At 72.9% G+C, this 13,582-nt stretch carries 13 protein-coding genes; 7 read left to right on the top strand and 6 right to left on the bottom strand.

Going from position 1 to position 13,582, the window contains the following annotated elements; translation table 11 throughout:
* Positions 1 to 31: 31 nt before the first annotated feature.
* From QSK30_RS04495 to QSK30_RS04485, 3 genes are all read left to right on the top strand, one after another.
* Complete coding sequence (locus tag QSK30_RS04495) at positions 32 to 2,803, top strand: DEAD/DEAH box helicase (protein ID WP_285499782.1); 2,772 nt, start codon at positions 32 to 34, stop codon at positions 2,801 to 2,803.
* Between the two features lie 124 nt (positions 2,804 to 2,927).
* Positions 2,928 to 3,611: a DUF4333 domain-containing protein gene (locus QSK30_RS04490; protein ID WP_285499781.1), complete on the top strand. Its 684-nt coding sequence runs from the start codon at positions 2,928 to 2,930 to the stop codon at positions 3,609 to 3,611.
* A gap of 77 nt (positions 3,612 to 3,688) precedes the next feature.
* Entirely contained in the window at positions 3,689 to 4,894 is a 1,206-nt protein-coding gene (locus QSK30_RS04485) for a GNAT family N-acetyltransferase (protein ID WP_285499779.1), read from the top strand.
* Positions 4,895 to 4,900: 6 nt separating this feature from the next.
* On the opposite strand, the gene QSK30_RS04480 is transcribed toward QSK30_RS04485, so the two are convergent.
* The gene (locus tag QSK30_RS04480; RefSeq protein WP_285499777.1) at positions 4,901 to 5,485 is read right to left on the bottom strand and encodes a TetR/AcrR family transcriptional regulator; all 585 of its coding nucleotides are present in this window, start codon (positions 5,483 to 5,485) and stop codon (positions 4,901 to 4,903) included.
* Between the two features lie 46 nt (positions 5,486 to 5,531).
* Positions 5,532 to 6,461 carry a 5'-3' exonuclease gene (locus tag QSK30_RS04475; RefSeq protein WP_285499775.1) on the bottom strand — a complete coding sequence of 310 codons (930 nt, stop codon included), beginning with the start codon at positions 6,459 to 6,461 and terminating at the stop codon, positions 5,532 to 5,534.
* Positions 6,462 to 6,536: 75 nt separating this feature from the next.
* On the opposite strand from QSK30_RS04475, the gene QSK30_RS04470 reads away from it, so the two are divergent.
* From QSK30_RS04470 to QSK30_RS04455, 4 genes are read left to right on the top strand one after another with little or no spacing between them, the layout of a single operon-like run.
* Positions 6,537 to 7,109 carry a winged helix-turn-helix domain-containing protein gene (locus tag QSK30_RS04470; protein WP_285499773.1) on the top strand — a complete coding sequence of 191 codons (573 nt, stop codon included), beginning with the start codon at positions 6,537 to 6,539 and terminating at the stop codon, positions 7,107 to 7,109.
* On the top strand, positions 7,106 to 8,335 hold the full coding sequence (locus QSK30_RS04465) for an MFS transporter (protein WP_285499772.1): 1,230 nt from the start codon (positions 7,106 to 7,108) through the stop codon (positions 8,333 to 8,335). Before QSK30_RS04470 ends, QSK30_RS04465 begins: the two co-directional genes overlap by 4 nt.
* Before the next feature lie 50 nt (positions 8,336 to 8,385).
* Positions 8,386 to 9,522 (top strand): M24 family metallopeptidase, encoded by a 1,137-nt coding sequence (locus QSK30_RS04460; RefSeq protein ID WP_285499770.1) that lies wholly within the window; start codon positions 8,386 to 8,388, stop codon positions 9,520 to 9,522.
* Entirely contained in the window at positions 9,519 to 9,977 is a 459-nt protein-coding gene (locus QSK30_RS04455) for an Lrp/AsnC family transcriptional regulator (RefSeq protein ID WP_285499769.1), read from the top strand. The genes QSK30_RS04460 and QSK30_RS04455 overlap by 4 nt, the downstream gene beginning before the upstream one ends.
* Here QSK30_RS04455 and QSK30_RS04450 read toward each other — a convergent pair.
* From QSK30_RS04450 to QSK30_RS04435, 4 genes are all read right to left on the bottom strand, one after another.
* The gene (locus QSK30_RS04450; RefSeq protein WP_285499768.1) at positions 9,963 to 10,409 is read right to left on the bottom strand and encodes a GNAT family N-acetyltransferase; all 447 of its coding nucleotides are present in this window, start codon (positions 10,407 to 10,409) and stop codon (positions 9,963 to 9,965) included. The two genes, QSK30_RS04455 and QSK30_RS04450, sit on opposite strands and share 15 nt — an antisense overlap.
* A gap of 26 nt (positions 10,410 to 10,435) precedes the next feature.
* Entirely contained in the window at positions 10,436 to 10,981 is a 546-nt protein-coding gene (locus QSK30_RS04445) for a hypothetical protein (RefSeq protein ID WP_285499767.1), read from the bottom strand.
* A gap of 651 nt (positions 10,982 to 11,632) precedes the next feature.
* Complete coding sequence (locus tag QSK30_RS04440; RefSeq protein ID WP_285499909.1) at positions 11,633 to 12,688, bottom strand: GDSL-type esterase/lipase family protein; 1,056 nt, start codon at positions 12,686 to 12,688, stop codon at positions 11,633 to 11,635.
* 46 nt (positions 12,689 to 12,734) lie between these two features.
* Entirely contained in the window at positions 12,735 to 13,565 is an 831-nt protein-coding gene (locus QSK30_RS04435) for a DUF4429 domain-containing protein (RefSeq protein ID WP_285499766.1), read from the bottom strand.
* Between the last annotated feature and the right edge of the window lie 17 nt (positions 13,566 to 13,582).

Raw genomic sequence — 13,582 nt, 5'->3', positions numbered from 1 at the left:
GCTTGTCGGTGCGATGTGGAAGTCTTGGGGTGTGTCCGCTGGTTCATCCCGCACTCCGGCCGAGGCGTACGCCGCTTCCCGCAGTCGCTCGAGTTTCCCCAAGCTGGCGGATTTCACCGCCGAGCTGTCCTTCGACCTCGACCCGTTCCAGTACGACGCGTGCGTCGCGCTGGAGCAGGGGCACGGTGTCCTGGTGTGCGCGCCGACTGGCGCGGGCAAGACGGTGGTCGGCGAGTTCGCCGTCCACTTGGCCCTCGCCGAGGGTCGCAAGTGCTTCTACACCACCCCGATCAAGGCGTTGTCGAACCAGAAGTTCGCCGACTTCACCGCTCGCTACGGGGCGGAGTCGGTCGGTCTGCTGACCGGTGACACCGCGGTGAACGGGTCGGCGCCGATCGTGGTGATGACCACCGAGGTGCTGCGCAACATGCTCTACGCCGAGTCCTCGGCGCTGGACGGGTTGGCCTACGTGGTGATGGACGAGGTGCACTACCTGGCCGACCGGTTCCGCGGCGCGGTGTGGGAGGAGGTGATCCTGCACCTGCCCGAGTGGGTGAACCTGGTGAGCCTGTCGGCCACGGTGAGCAACGCCGAGGAGTTCGGTGAGTGGCTGGTCGAGGTGCGCGGTGACACCACGGTGGTGGTGGACGAGCACCGGCCGGTGCCGCTGTGGCAGCACATGCTGGTCGGCGGGCGGATGCTGGACCTGTTCGGCGGCGAGTCGACCGAGGGCGAGCTGACGATCAACCCGCTGCTGGTGCGCCGGGTCGAGGAGGTCGGGCGGGTGCACGCGCCCTGGCACAACCCGCGGGCCAAGGGCGGTCGGGCGGCGGGGGCGCGGGGGCCGCGGTTCAAGCCGGTGTCGCGGGTCGAGGTGGTGGAGCGGCTCGACGGGGCGGGTCTGCTGCCCGCGATCGTGTTCGTGTTCAGCCGGGCGGGGTGCGAGGCCGCGGTGACCCAGTGCGTGCGGTCGGGGTTGCGGCTCAACTCCGAGGACGAGGTCGCCGAGGTGCGGCGGATCGTCGACTCGAAGACCAGGGACCTGCCGGACGCCGATCTGACGGTGCTGGGGTTCTGGGAGTGGAAGGACGCGTTGGAGCGCGGGTTCGCCGGGCACCACGCGGGTCTGCTGCCGGCGTTCAAGGAGACCGTGGAGGAGTTGTTCGTCCGGGGTCTGGTGAAGGCGGTGTTCGCGACCGAGACGCTGGCGCTGGGGATCAACATGCCCGCGCGCACGGTCGTGCTGGAGAAGCTGGTGAAGTACAACGGCGAGGCGCACGTCGAGCTGACGCCGGGGGAGTACACGCAGCTGACGGGGCGGGCCGGGCGGCGTGGGATCGATGTCGAGGGTCACGCGGTGGTGGTGTGGCAGCCGGGGGTGGACCCGAAGGGGGTCGCCGGGCTGGCCTCGACGCGGACCTACCCGTTGAAGTCGTCGTTCCGGCCGGGCTACAACATGGCGGTCAACCTGGTCGACCGGTTGGGCGCGCGGGCGGCGCGGGACATCCTGGAGCAGTCGTTCGCGCAGTTCCAGGCGGACCGGTCGGTGGTCGGGGTGTCGCGGCGGTTGGAGCGCAACCGGGAGGCGTTGGCCGGGTACGCGGAGTCGATGGTGTGCCACCTGGGTGACTTCGCGGAGTACGCGGACCTGCGCAGGCAGCTGACCGAGCGGGAGCGGGCGCTGACGCGGCAGAACGGCGCGGCGCGGCGGGCGGAGGCGGCGCAGTCGCTGGAGCGGTTGCGCAAGGGGGATGTGATCGCGGTGCCCGCGGGGCGGCGGTCGGGGTTGGCGATCGTGATCGACCCGGGGCTGGACTCGATGGGTGACCCGCGGCCGCTGGTGGTGACCGAGGACCGGTGGGCGGGTCGGCTGTCGGTGTCGGATTTCCCGGCGCCGGTGACGGCGCTGGGTCGGGTGCGGTTGCCGCGGCAGGTGGACATCCGGTCGCCGAAGTCGCGGCGGGACCTGGCGGCGACGTTGCGGGCCAGCGGGATCGAGCTCCCGGCGCGCTCGCGCAGGCGTTCGGGTGCCGAGGACGACTCGGAGTTGGCGACGGTGCGGCGGGCGATGCGGGCGCACCCGTGCCACGGCTGCCAGGACCGGGAGGCGCACGCCCGGTGGGCTGAGCGGTACAACCGGTTGTTGGCCGAGACCGAGCAGTTGGAGCGCAAGGTGGCGGCGACGACGCACTCGCTGGCGCGGGCGTTCGACCGGATCCGGGCGTTGTTGGCCGATCGGGGTTACCTGGCGCCGGGTACCGGTGAGCACGCGGGCGACCAGGTGGTGACCGAGCACGGGAAGCGGTTGGCGCGGCTCTACAGCGAGTCGGACCTGTTGGCCGCGGAGTGCCTGCGCAACGGTGTGTGGGACGGGTTGGGTCCGGCGGAGTTGGCGGCGGTGGTGTCGTCGCTGGTGTACGAGGCGCGGCGGGACGGCGCGGTGGAGGCGCGGGTGCCCGGTGGGGCGGTCGCCGACGCGTTGGCGGTGACGGCGCGGCTGTGGGTCGAGCTGGAGGCCGACGAGCGCCACCACCGGCTGGACCGGACGCGGCAGCCGGACGCGGGGTTCGCCTGGACGGTGTACCGGTGGGTGCGGGGTGAGTCGTTGGAGGAGGTGATCACCGCGGCGGACTCGGCGGGTCAGGAGCTCTCGGCGGGGGACTTCGTGCGGTGGTGCAGGCAGGTGATCGACCTGCTGGACCAGATCCGCGACGTGGTGGGCCGGGAGCACCCGGTGGGTCGGGCGGCGGGTGAGGCGGTGCGCGGGATCCGGCGCGGGGTGGTGGCGCTGGCGACGGCGTGAGCCGGTGGTGTCGGCCGGTTGGTCGACACCACACGGGCTGGGTGGGGCGCGAGCGCCCCGTTGTGGTTTGATCGCGCGCAGTGGTGTTCCAGGCCGCGCGACCTCGATCTTGCGGAGGCGAGTGATGAGCAGCCCCTACGGGCCGTCCGGCGGGCAAGACCCGCAGCAGCAGTGGGGCGGGCAGCCCTACGGCGGTCCGCCCGCGGGGACCCCTTCGGGGGGGTTTCCCGCGCAGGGTGGGGGCTACGGCGGTCAGCCCGGTGGTTACGGGCAGCAACCGCCGCAGCCGCAGTACGGGCAGCCGGATCAGCAGCACCAGCAGCCGCAGTACGGGTACCCGCCGCAGCAGCCGCAGCCGACGCAGCAGTACCCGGGGTACGGGCAGCAGCCGCAGTACGGGCAGCCGGACCCGAACCAGCCGCAGTACGGCGGGTACCCGCCGCAGGGTGGTTACCCGGGGGTGCCGCCGCAGGAGAAGCGGGGCGGCAGCACGTGGGTGTGGGTGCTGGTGGTGGTCGTGGTGCTCATCGCGGGCGCGGTGGCGGTGCTGGGCTTCGTGACCCCGGGGTGGTTCAACAAGAAGGTCTTCGACACCTCGGCCGTGCAGGACGGGGTGAAGGGCATCCTGACCGACAAGTACAGCATCGACAACGTCGAGTCGGTGAAGTGCCCGGCGGACCAGCAGGTCAAGAAGGACGCCCAGTTCCAGTGCAAGGTCGTCATCGGTGGCGAGGAGAAGACGGTGAACATCACCGTCCGCAACGAGTCCAACGGTGAGTACGAGGTCGCGCCGCCGAGCGACAAGTAGTCGCCGGGTTTTCACCTCGGGCGCGCGGGCCGGAATTGGGCTCGCGCGCCCGAGGCGTTGTTGGGCAGGATCGCCGGGTGAGCGACGTGGAGATCCGCACCCTGACCGAGCCCGACCTGCGCACCGCGATCGATCTGTTCCGCGTGGCGCTGCACGCGCCCACGGTGCCCGACGAGCAGTGGGAGCACGCCCGGCACTCGTTCGAGCCGGGGCGGACCCTGGGCGCGTTCGCCGGTGACCGGATGGTGGGTACCGCGCTGGCCTACACCTCCAGCCTGGTGGTGCCCGGTGGGCGGGTGCTGCCGATGGCGGCGGTGACCCGGGTCGGTGTGCGCGCGGACTTCCGGCGCCGCGGGGTGCTGCGCGAGCTGATGCGGGCGCAGTTGGCCGATGTGGCCGCGCGCGGGGAGGTGTTCGCGGGGTTGCGGGCCACCGAGCCGGTGATCTACGGGCGGTTCGGTTACGGCGTGGCGAACCTGGCTGTGAAGCGGGTGCTGCTGCCGCGGGGCGCGCGGGTGCGGCCGGAGGTTCCCGCGGGTGGTGAGGTTCGGTTCTTGGAGCCCGCGGCGGCCCGGGAGTTGCTGCCGCGGCTCTACGCGCGGGTGGGGCAGTCGCGGGCGGGCACGATGGCTCGGCCGCCGCAGTGGTGGTGCAGCGTGTACGACCGTCCGTTCGCGATGGGGGAGTTCCTGCTGGTGGCCGCCCACTTCGGCGCCGACGGCCCGGACGGGTTCGTCGCTTACCGGCCGAAAGCGGCCGACCAGCCGGGCAAGGGGGCCGCGCTGTCGGTGGAGGACTTCGTCGCGCCGACCCCGGAGGTGGCCTCGGCGCTGTGGCGGTTCCTGCTGGGCGTCGACCTGGTCGAGGAGCTGACGGTGTGGACGCGGCCGGCGGACGAGCCGGTGGAGGCGATGCTGGAGGACTCGCGCGCGGTGCGCGACCACCGGGTGGTGCCGGACCTGTGGACGCGGATCGTGGACGTCCCGGCGGCCTTGGCGGGGCGGGACTACGGGGCGGGGTCGGTGGTCGTGGAGGTGGTCGACGAGGGGATCCCGGCGAACTCGGGCCGCTACCGGGTGGGTGCCGACGGCGTCGAGCGGACGGCCGCGGCGGCGGAGTTGTCGGTGGACGTGGAGGTGTTGTCGATGCTGTACATGGGGGCGTCGCAGCCTTCGGCGTTGGCCGGGATCGGCCGGGTGCGGGAGTTGGCCGAGGGTGCGGCACAGCGCGCGGACGCGGTGTTCGCGGTCCCCGAGGCCGCGTGGTGCGGCACGTTCTTCTAGCGGCCTCTACCGGCCTTTCGGGCCGAACACCCGGTCCAGTTCGGCGTCGAGGGCGTGCAGGGTCCGCTCGGGGCTCAGGTGCCCGGCGAGGGCGTGCAGGGTGAGGCCCTGCACCACCGAGAGCATCAGGGTGCACCGCAGGGCCGCGTCGGGCAGTCCCGCGGCATCGAGCATGCCGGTGAAGTAGGCCTCGCCCGCGAACCACCCCGTCCGCAGGTGCTCCGCGGTGGCGGGGTCGACGGTCGCGCGGATCAGGAAGACGCAGCCCACCAGGGCTTCCAGCCTGCGTTCGTCGTCGAGGGGGAGGGTCTCGACGAACATCGCCCGGACCTGGGCGCGCGAATCAGCCGGGTCGGCGTCGCGCAGGGCGGTGCCGATTCGGGACCCGACCCGTTCGGTCATCGCGCGCAGGGCGAACAGCAGCAGTTCGTCCTTGCCGGTGAAGTAGTGCTGGACCATGCCCATGGACACGCCCGCCTCCTCGGCGACGTGTCGCAGGCTGACCGCCTCGATGCCCCGCTCGACGACGATCCGCCACAGCGCCTCGGCGATGGTGCGCCTGCGTTGGGCGTGGTCGACCTGCTTGGGCACGGGTCCCCCTCGGTTCGCGATGCGATCGCATGGTAAATCGTCGCGGTCACCGCGGGTCGAGGGCGGCCACCAGTCGGTCCACGGCGGACCCGAGGTTCCACCGCTCCTGCAGGGCCCGCACGCGGTCGAGGTCGGCGATCGTGTGCGGCACCTCGGGTTCCCCGGTGGCCTCGATCGGCGTGTCCAGGGCGACCCGCACCACCAGTGGCGCCTTGGCCAGGTAGTCGGCGTCGTGTACGAACGCCTCCCGGACCCGCAGCGGCACGTCCTTGGACCCGGCCGCGGCGGCCTCGACCAGCGCGGCCAGCGAGCCGAACTTGGTGATCAGCTTCGCGGCGGTCTTCTCGCCGATGCCGGTGATGCCGGGCAGCCCGTCGGAGGGGTCGCCGCGCAGCACGGACATGTCGGCGTAGGCGAGGCCGTCCTCGGGCAGCCCGTAGCGCTCGGCGAGCTCGCGCGGGCCGATCACCTCGGCCTTGGCCCAGCCGCGGCCGACGTAGACCACCCGGACGGGGGTCGGCTGCTCGCGCACGCACTGGAACAGGTCGCGGTCGCCGGTGACGATCTCGACCCCGGCCCCGGTCTCCTGGTGGGCCAGGGTGCCGATGACGTCGTCGGCCTCGTACCCGGCGGACTGGGCGGTGGCGATGCCCAGCGCGTCGAGCAGGTCGATGATGATCGGCACCTGCGGGGTCAGGGTGTCCGGGACCTCCTCGGCGTTGGCCGCCGGGTCGGCCACCCGCTGGGCCTTGTAGCTGGGGATGGCCGCGACCCGGAACGCCGGGCGCCAGTCGGCGTCCAGGCAGGCCACCAGCCGCGACGGGGCGCGGTCGGTGAGGATCTGGGCGATCATCCCGGCGAAGCCGCGCACGGCGTTGACCGGGATGCCCTCGGGGGAGGTCATCGACTGGGGCAGCGCGAAGAACGACCGGAAGTAGAGGCTGGCCGAGTCCAACAGCACGAGTGGTCCGCTCACGGGGGGAAGACTGCCACACCACAACCGCAGAGGATTGTTTGCAGAGAACTCTTTGCGGTTGCTAGGCTGGCGATCATGAGCATCGAGGAGCCCAGCTACGTCCGCGTCGACGTCGAGGGGCTCAAGGTCCTCGCGCACCCGTTGCGGGTGCGGCTGCTGGGGCTGCTGCGCACGCACGGGCCGGGTACCGCCTCCGGGTTGGCCGCGCGGGTGGGGGAGAGCTCCGGGACCACCAGCTGGCACCTGCGCCGGCTCGCCGACGCCGGGTTCATCGAGCCCGACACCGAGCGCGGCAACCGGCGCGAGCGCTGGTGGCGCGCCGCGCAGGACTTCACCCAGGTCAGCCCGAGGTCGATGCCGGACGAGCCGGAGGCGCAGGACGCGCTCGGCGCCTACCTGCGGATCGTGGTCGACGCCCACCACGAGCAGGCGCGGGAGTTCATCCGGTCCCGGCACACCTGGCCGGAGCCGTGGCGGCACGTCTCGCACCTGTCGGACTGCACGCTGTCGCTCTCTGAGACCGAGGCGCGGGACCTGCACCGGGAGTACGAGGAGCTGCTGTCGCGGTACCGCCGGGCCGCCGTCGAGGGCGACCAGACGGTCTCGGTGCAGCTGCAGTCGTTCCCGATGCGGATCGACCGGCCGTGAGCCGTGTCCCGCTGGTGGCGCTGCTGGCCGCGAACGCGCTCTCGATCTGCGGGACCACCATGACGTTGTTGGCCGTCCCGTGGTTCGTGCTGCAGACGACCGGCAGTCCCGCGCGGACCGGGCTGGTCGCGGGGGTCGAGGTGGCGGGCACGGTGGTGGCGGCCGTGCTCGGCGGCCCGGTCGTCGACCGGCTCGGCAGGCGGGCCGCCAGCGTGCTCTCCGACCTCCTCGGTGCCGCCGCCGTCGCCGCGGTCCCGCTGTTGTTCGCCACCACCGGGCTGCCGTTCGGGCTGCTCCTGGCGCTGACCGGGGTGCTCGGGTTGGTGAGTGCCCCCGGTGTGCTCGCGCGCAGCTCGCTGATGCCGGGTCTGATCAGCCGCGCGGGGGTCAGCGCCGAGCGCGCGGCGGGCGCGTACGACGGGGTCTCGCGCGGGGCCAAGATGCTGGGCGCGCCGCTGGCGGGGGTGTTGATCGCGATCTGGGGCGCCCAGCAGGTGCTGCTGGTCGACGCGGGCACCTTCCTGGCCTCGGCGTTGCTGGTCGGGGTCGCCGTGCCCGCCGGTCCGGGGGCCGCGCGCGGGATCGGCTACCTGGCGCGGATGCGGATGGGCCTGGACTACTTGCGCGGTGACCGGCTGTTCCGGGTGGTCCTGGCGCTGCTGTTCGCCACCAACATGATCGACACCGCGTTCGTGTCCGTGCTGGCGCCGGTCTACGCCCGCGACGTGCTGCACAGCAGTGTCGCGTTGGGCCTGGTGCTGGGCACCCTCGGCGGTGGCGCGCTGCTGGGCACCCTGGCCTACACGCTGGTGGGGCCGCGGCTGTCGCGGGCCCGGGCGTTCGCGCTGGCTTTCCTGGTCTCGGGCGCGCCCCGCTACGTCGTGCTGTTCGTCGAACCGGGCCTGCCCGCGATCCTCGCCGTGATCGCGGTGTGCGGGTTCGCCTCCGGAGCGCTCAACCCGATCCTGGGGGTGCTGCAGTACGAACGGGTGCCCGAGGGGGTGCGGCCGATGGTGGTGGGGCTGCTCAACGCGGGCTCGTTCGCCGGGATGCCGCTGGGGGCGCTGTTCGCCGGCCTGGCCGTGCAGGGGGTGGGTCTGGCCACGACGCTGGCGGTCTCGGGGGTGCTGTACCTGGTGATCACGCTGGGCCCGTTCGTGTTCCCGGTGTGGCGGGGGATGGACCGGCGCCCCGCCGAGGCGGCCACCGCCGCCGCGGGCGATTAGCGGCGGCGGTCCGGGGCCGCGCGATCGCGGGCGGGACTAGGCTTTCGGGCATGTCGACCATCGCCGCCTCCGTGGACCCCGACCTGCTGCGCGCCCGCCTGGACCGGGCCCGCGCCGCCGCCGCCGCGCACGGCGCCGACGCCCTGGTGATCGCGCCCGGCTCGGACCTGCGTTACCTGATCGGGGGAACCGGGTCCTCGTTCGAGCGACTCACCGCGCTCGTGGTCCCCGCCGGGTCCACCGAGGCGGTGCTCGTGGTGCCCAAGCTGGAGGCCCCCGGCTACGCCGGTGTCCCCGTCGACGCCCTGGGCGTGCGGCTGGCCACGTGGGTCGACGGCGAGGACCCGTACCGCCTGGTGGCCGACCTGCTCGACGGCGCGGGCACCGTCGCGGTCGGCGACGTGCTGCCCGCCCTGCACGTGCTGGGCCTGCGCGACGCGCAGCCCGGGGCCACCCAGGTGCTGGCCGGGCCGGTGCTGCGCGAGCTGCGGATGCGCAAGGACGCCGCCGAGATCGAGGCGCTGCGCGCCGCCGGTGCCGCCATCGACCGGGTGCACGCCCGGGTGGGCGAGTGGCTGCGCGCCGGGCGCACCGAGGCCGAGGTGGGCGCCGACATCGCCGCGGCGATCCTGGCCGAGGGGCACGCCACGGTGGAGTTCGTCATCGTCGGGTCCGGCCCCAACGGCGCCAGCCCGCACCACGACCTGTCCGACCGGGTCATCGAGTCCGGTGACGTGGTGGTCGTCGACATCGGCGGCAGCACCGCCGAGGGCTACAACTCCGACAGCACCCGGGTCTACTCGGTGGGCGAGCCGCGCGACGCCGACGTCGCCGAGACCTACGCGGTGCTGCAGGCCGCGCAGCGGGTGTCGGTGGCGGCCGTGCGCCCCGGGGTCACCGCCGAGTCGGTCGACGCCGCGGGCCGCCAGGTCATCGCCGACGCCGGGTTCGGCGAGTACTTCATCCACCGCACCGGGCACGGCATCGGGCTCGACGTGCACGAGCACCCCTACATCGTGGCGGGCAACGACCTGGTGCTGGAGCCGGGCATGGCGTTCAGCGTCGAGCCGGGCATCTACCAGCCGGGCCGGTGGGGCGCGCGGATCGAGGACATCGTGGTGGTCACCGAGACCGGGGTGGAGTCGGTCAACAACCAGCCGCACGAGCTCGTGGTGCTGCCGGGATGAGCGGTGCGGGCGAGCTGGAGCCGATCGACAAGGCGATCGTGCGGGAGCTCTCGACCGACGGCAGGCGCTCGTTCACCGAGCTCGCCGAGCGGGTCGGGCTCAGCGTGTCGGCGGTGCACCAGCGGGTGCGCAGGCTCGAGCAGCGGGCGGTCATCCGCGGCTACGTGGCGCGGCTGGACACCGAGGCCATCGGGTTGCCGCTGACCGCGCTGATCTCGCTGACCCCGATCGACCCGGCCGCCCCCGACGACTACCCGCAGCGCCTCGAGCACATCAGCGAGATCGAGTCCTGCTACTCCGTCGCCGGAGACGAGTCCTACGTGCTGCTGGTGCGGGTGGCCACCCCGGCCGCGCTGGAGGACCTGCTGCGCAAGATCCGCGAGGCGGCGAAGGTGTCCACCCGGACCACGGTCGTGCTCTCCACCCCGTACGAGGGGCGGTCACCGGCGCTGTAGGGCGAAGGTGGCGACCCGCAGACCCGGCACGGGTTCGACGGTGCCGGTGCGGGTGAACCCGGCGCGCTCGTAGAGGGCGACGGCGGGGGAGTTGTCGGCGCCGGTGGACACCGTCACCGCGCCGGTGGTGCGCTCCAGCAGCTCACCCAGCAGGCGCGTGCCCAGGCCTCGGCGGAACCAGCCGGGGTCGACGCAGAGCCGGTCGACGTCCACCGGCGGCCCGCTCCACGCCAGGAACGCCACCGGTGTGGCGTCGTCGACCGCGCCCAGCCAGCGCAGCGGGCGGGAACGCATGTCCGCCAAGGACTCCGACAGGGCCGGGATGCCGTCGAACCCGATCAGGTCCGCCTCCACCCGGTAGGCCCGCCTGCCGACGACGTGGACCGCCCTCGCGACCACGTCGTCGGCCAGGTCGAGCTCGATCACGCGCATGCGTGTTTCTACCGTGCGGGGCCCGGTCAGCAGTTCTTGACCGAGTACACCCAGCTCCAGGGGGCGTTGCCGTCCGAGGTGTACGCGCCGGGCGAGATCCACCCGACGTTGCCCGCGTTGTCCTTGAACTTCGCCTTGGTCCCGGTCGTCTGGTTGTTGATCCACGAGCCGTTGTTGACCCACGGGATCCCGTAGTCGTTGCACACGTACATGTCGATCACGTCGCCGTAGTAGTAGGTCGACTGGTAGGCGCACATGTGCCCGTAGGCGCAGGCCGCGCTCGCGGTACGCGCCGTCCGCTCACCGGGCAGCGTCAGGTAGACGTCGGCACCCGACAACGCGATCTTGTTGGCTGCCACCTGGCGCCCGCCCAGCTTGGCGAGGTAGTCGTCGGCCCTGGCCTGCAGCGACGCGGCCTGCTCGGCGTTGAGCCCCAGCGCGCGGGCCTCGGCGGTGAAGCCGGGCGCGGCTTGGGCGGTGGGAGCCACGGCGAGCGCCGCCAGCGGCAACACGGCCGCCAGCAGTGCGCCGCGCAAGAATCGGCGGGTCGTGGAGGACTTCGGTGATGTCAAGGAATGTCTCCCGGATAGAGTGCAGGGAAGTTGGGAAAGATGCCGTGATCGTGCGCGGTCACCCGGCTATTCCCGTGCCCCAGACGCGAAAACGATGACCGGGTCATTGTCGCCGTACGAAGAATGTTGATGGATCCACCGATCGAGTGAGTCGGGGAATGCGAGTCAATGTCGCGACTCGGGGATTCGACCCGGCGGGGAAATGGTCAGCAGTTCTGCACCCAGTAGACCCAGGACCAGGGTGCGACGTCGTCGCTGGTGCAGGCGCCGGGTGAGGTCCGGCGACGCGGCCCTGCTCGGTGGACCGGCCCAGCGCGTGCGCCTGAGCGGCGAACCCGGGGGCGCGTGGGCCGCGGGCGCGACGGCGAGCGTGCTCAGCGGCACGAGCGCGGCCAGTGCGGCGCCCCGCAGGAATCATCGCAGAGTTGTGGGGAAAGGGGCATGACAAAGCCTCCCGGTGGGCAGCTCAAAGGCGGGAAATCGCCAGGCCGCTCACTCGGTGGACCAGGTGGGCGTCGTTGGCGAAATCCCGCTCTTGGGTGCGGAGATCAGGGCGCGTCATTGTTGCGGCACCGTGAACCCTTTCGTATCCGCCGACCGGGTGAGCACATTCCAGTGCGGCCGTTCGAGGTCGCCTGGGCTGTTCGGGTGTCAGGGGCCGATGCTGTTGGCCGCGTGCAGGTCGCCGTCGGTACCCGCCAGGCACGCCGCGGCGCGGGACTCGGTGCCCAGGAACTCCCCGAGGCACCGGCCGATCTGCGCGTGCCCCGCGGCGTTGGGGTGGAAGGACTCCTGCAGGGCGTGCGAGGCGCGGTCGTCGTCGCTCAGGTCGGCCCAGCGGACCGAGAGCCTGCTGAACCACTCCTTCGCCGGGTCGGTCTGCGAGCACGCCTCGTGGCCCAGTCCGGCGCGGGCGATGTCGAGCAGCCGGGCCCCGGACTCGCGGGCGACCTCGCGCACGCCCTCGGTCATCATCGGCACCGCGGACTCGCGGACCCAGCGCAGGTCCTCCTCGCGGAACGGGCAACCGTTGAGGTTGCGCAGTTCCAGGCGCACGTCGGGGCTGATCGGCGGCGCGTAGGACTGCAGCACCAGTTGGTAGTCGGAGTTCTGGTAGCCGGCCTCGCGCATGACCGCGCGGATGTCGGCCAGGGCGCGGATGGCCTTGGGCACCATCGCGTCCACGCGGGCGCGCCACTGGTCGCCGACGGTGGCCGCGCAGCCGGGTTTGCCGCGGTCGAACCAGGCTTGGACGCAGCCGTCGAGGACGTGGGAGAAGGCGGGGTCGTCGTTGGCGCCGGTGGCGACCAGGATCGCCACGACCCGCTTCTCGCGGGCCAGCTTGCCCAGGCGCTGCGCCTGGGAGCCCTCGGTGTACTGCTTGACCTCGCCGAGCCCGACCTGCGGTGAGGGCGCCCCGGAGCAGGCGAGGTTGATCGTCTCGGTGACCCCGCGCACCGCGGTGTGGTGGATGGAGGCGTTGCGGGAGCGGTGACACCAGTCGCCGTCGGTCCCGTCGGTACCGTCCACATAGTCGCCGGCGGCCTCGCCGGAGACGGTGCTGTCGCCCATGCCCACCAGCACCCTGGGCAACCCGGTGGGCGGGCCGGGCGCGGGTTCGGGCCCGGGGCCGCTCACCACCAGGAACGCGCCCACGAGCAGGACCACCAGCAGCAGGACGGCGGCGTGCCATCGGTACCGTCGCATCATCGCCACCAAGTCTAGGCGAGGTGATCGCCCACGGTCACAGCCGTCACAGCCGCCGTAGCAGCGCCTGCTTCGCGGCGGTGAACTCGTCGTCGGTGAGCACCCCGTCGCGGCGCAGCTCGCCGAGCTCGCGCAGCCTGCGCAGCACCGTGTCCTGGTCGGTGTCCGGTTGCGCCGCCGGGGCGGCCGCGTACGGGTGCGGCAGCCGCGCGGTGACCGCCGCGGCCAGCAGCGCCGAGGTGGCGACGTCCTTCTTGAAACCCCACAGCACCAAGCAGTTCGGGTCGTGCGAGGGTGCCAGGCCGGTGGCGGCGCCGGTGGTGCGGAACCGCACGTGCTTGACCGTCCACTCGACACCGGCCAGTTCGGACAGCGCCAGTTCCCGGGTGCCGCCGGAGCGCTTGGCCGACTCGGCCGCCCAGCCCCACTCGAGCCGCAGCCGCGCGCCGTCGAAACCCGCGGTGCCGTCGGCGGCCGAGGTCGAGCACGGCACCGGCGGGCCGGGCAGCAGGTACTCGGTGGTCGGGCCGTCGGGGACCTGGGCGACCAGCCGCGCGTCGCGCACCCCGGAAGCGAAGGTCTCCGCCGAGGCCGACGCGGTCGGCTCCACCGCCAGCCGGAACGGGTCCGCGCCCTCGGGCAGCGCGCCGCCGACGGCCTGCGTCAGCGGGTCGGCGCCCGCCCGCGGCCGCAGCCGCAGCGTCCCGCCCTTGCGGTCGGGCTCGTGGGTGATCGACTCGATCGCGGCCAGCGGCACGACCACCTCACCGAGCAGCTGGCGCAGCGGGTGCGCCCCGCGCCCGGGCGTGATCCGGATCGATGCGTAGTCGAACACCCACGTGCCCTCGCGCGCGGCCAGCTCGGTCAAGCCCAGCACGGCGCCTCCCCCCGGTC

The sequence above is a fragment of the Actinokineospora sp. NBRC 105648 genome, assembly GCF_030269645.1.
Classification (GTDB): domain Bacteria; phylum Actinomycetota; class Actinomycetes; order Mycobacteriales; family Pseudonocardiaceae; genus Actinokineospora.
The sequence above is the reverse complement of the archived record's forward strand: the minus strand, read 5'-3'. Positions and strand labels throughout refer to the sequence as shown.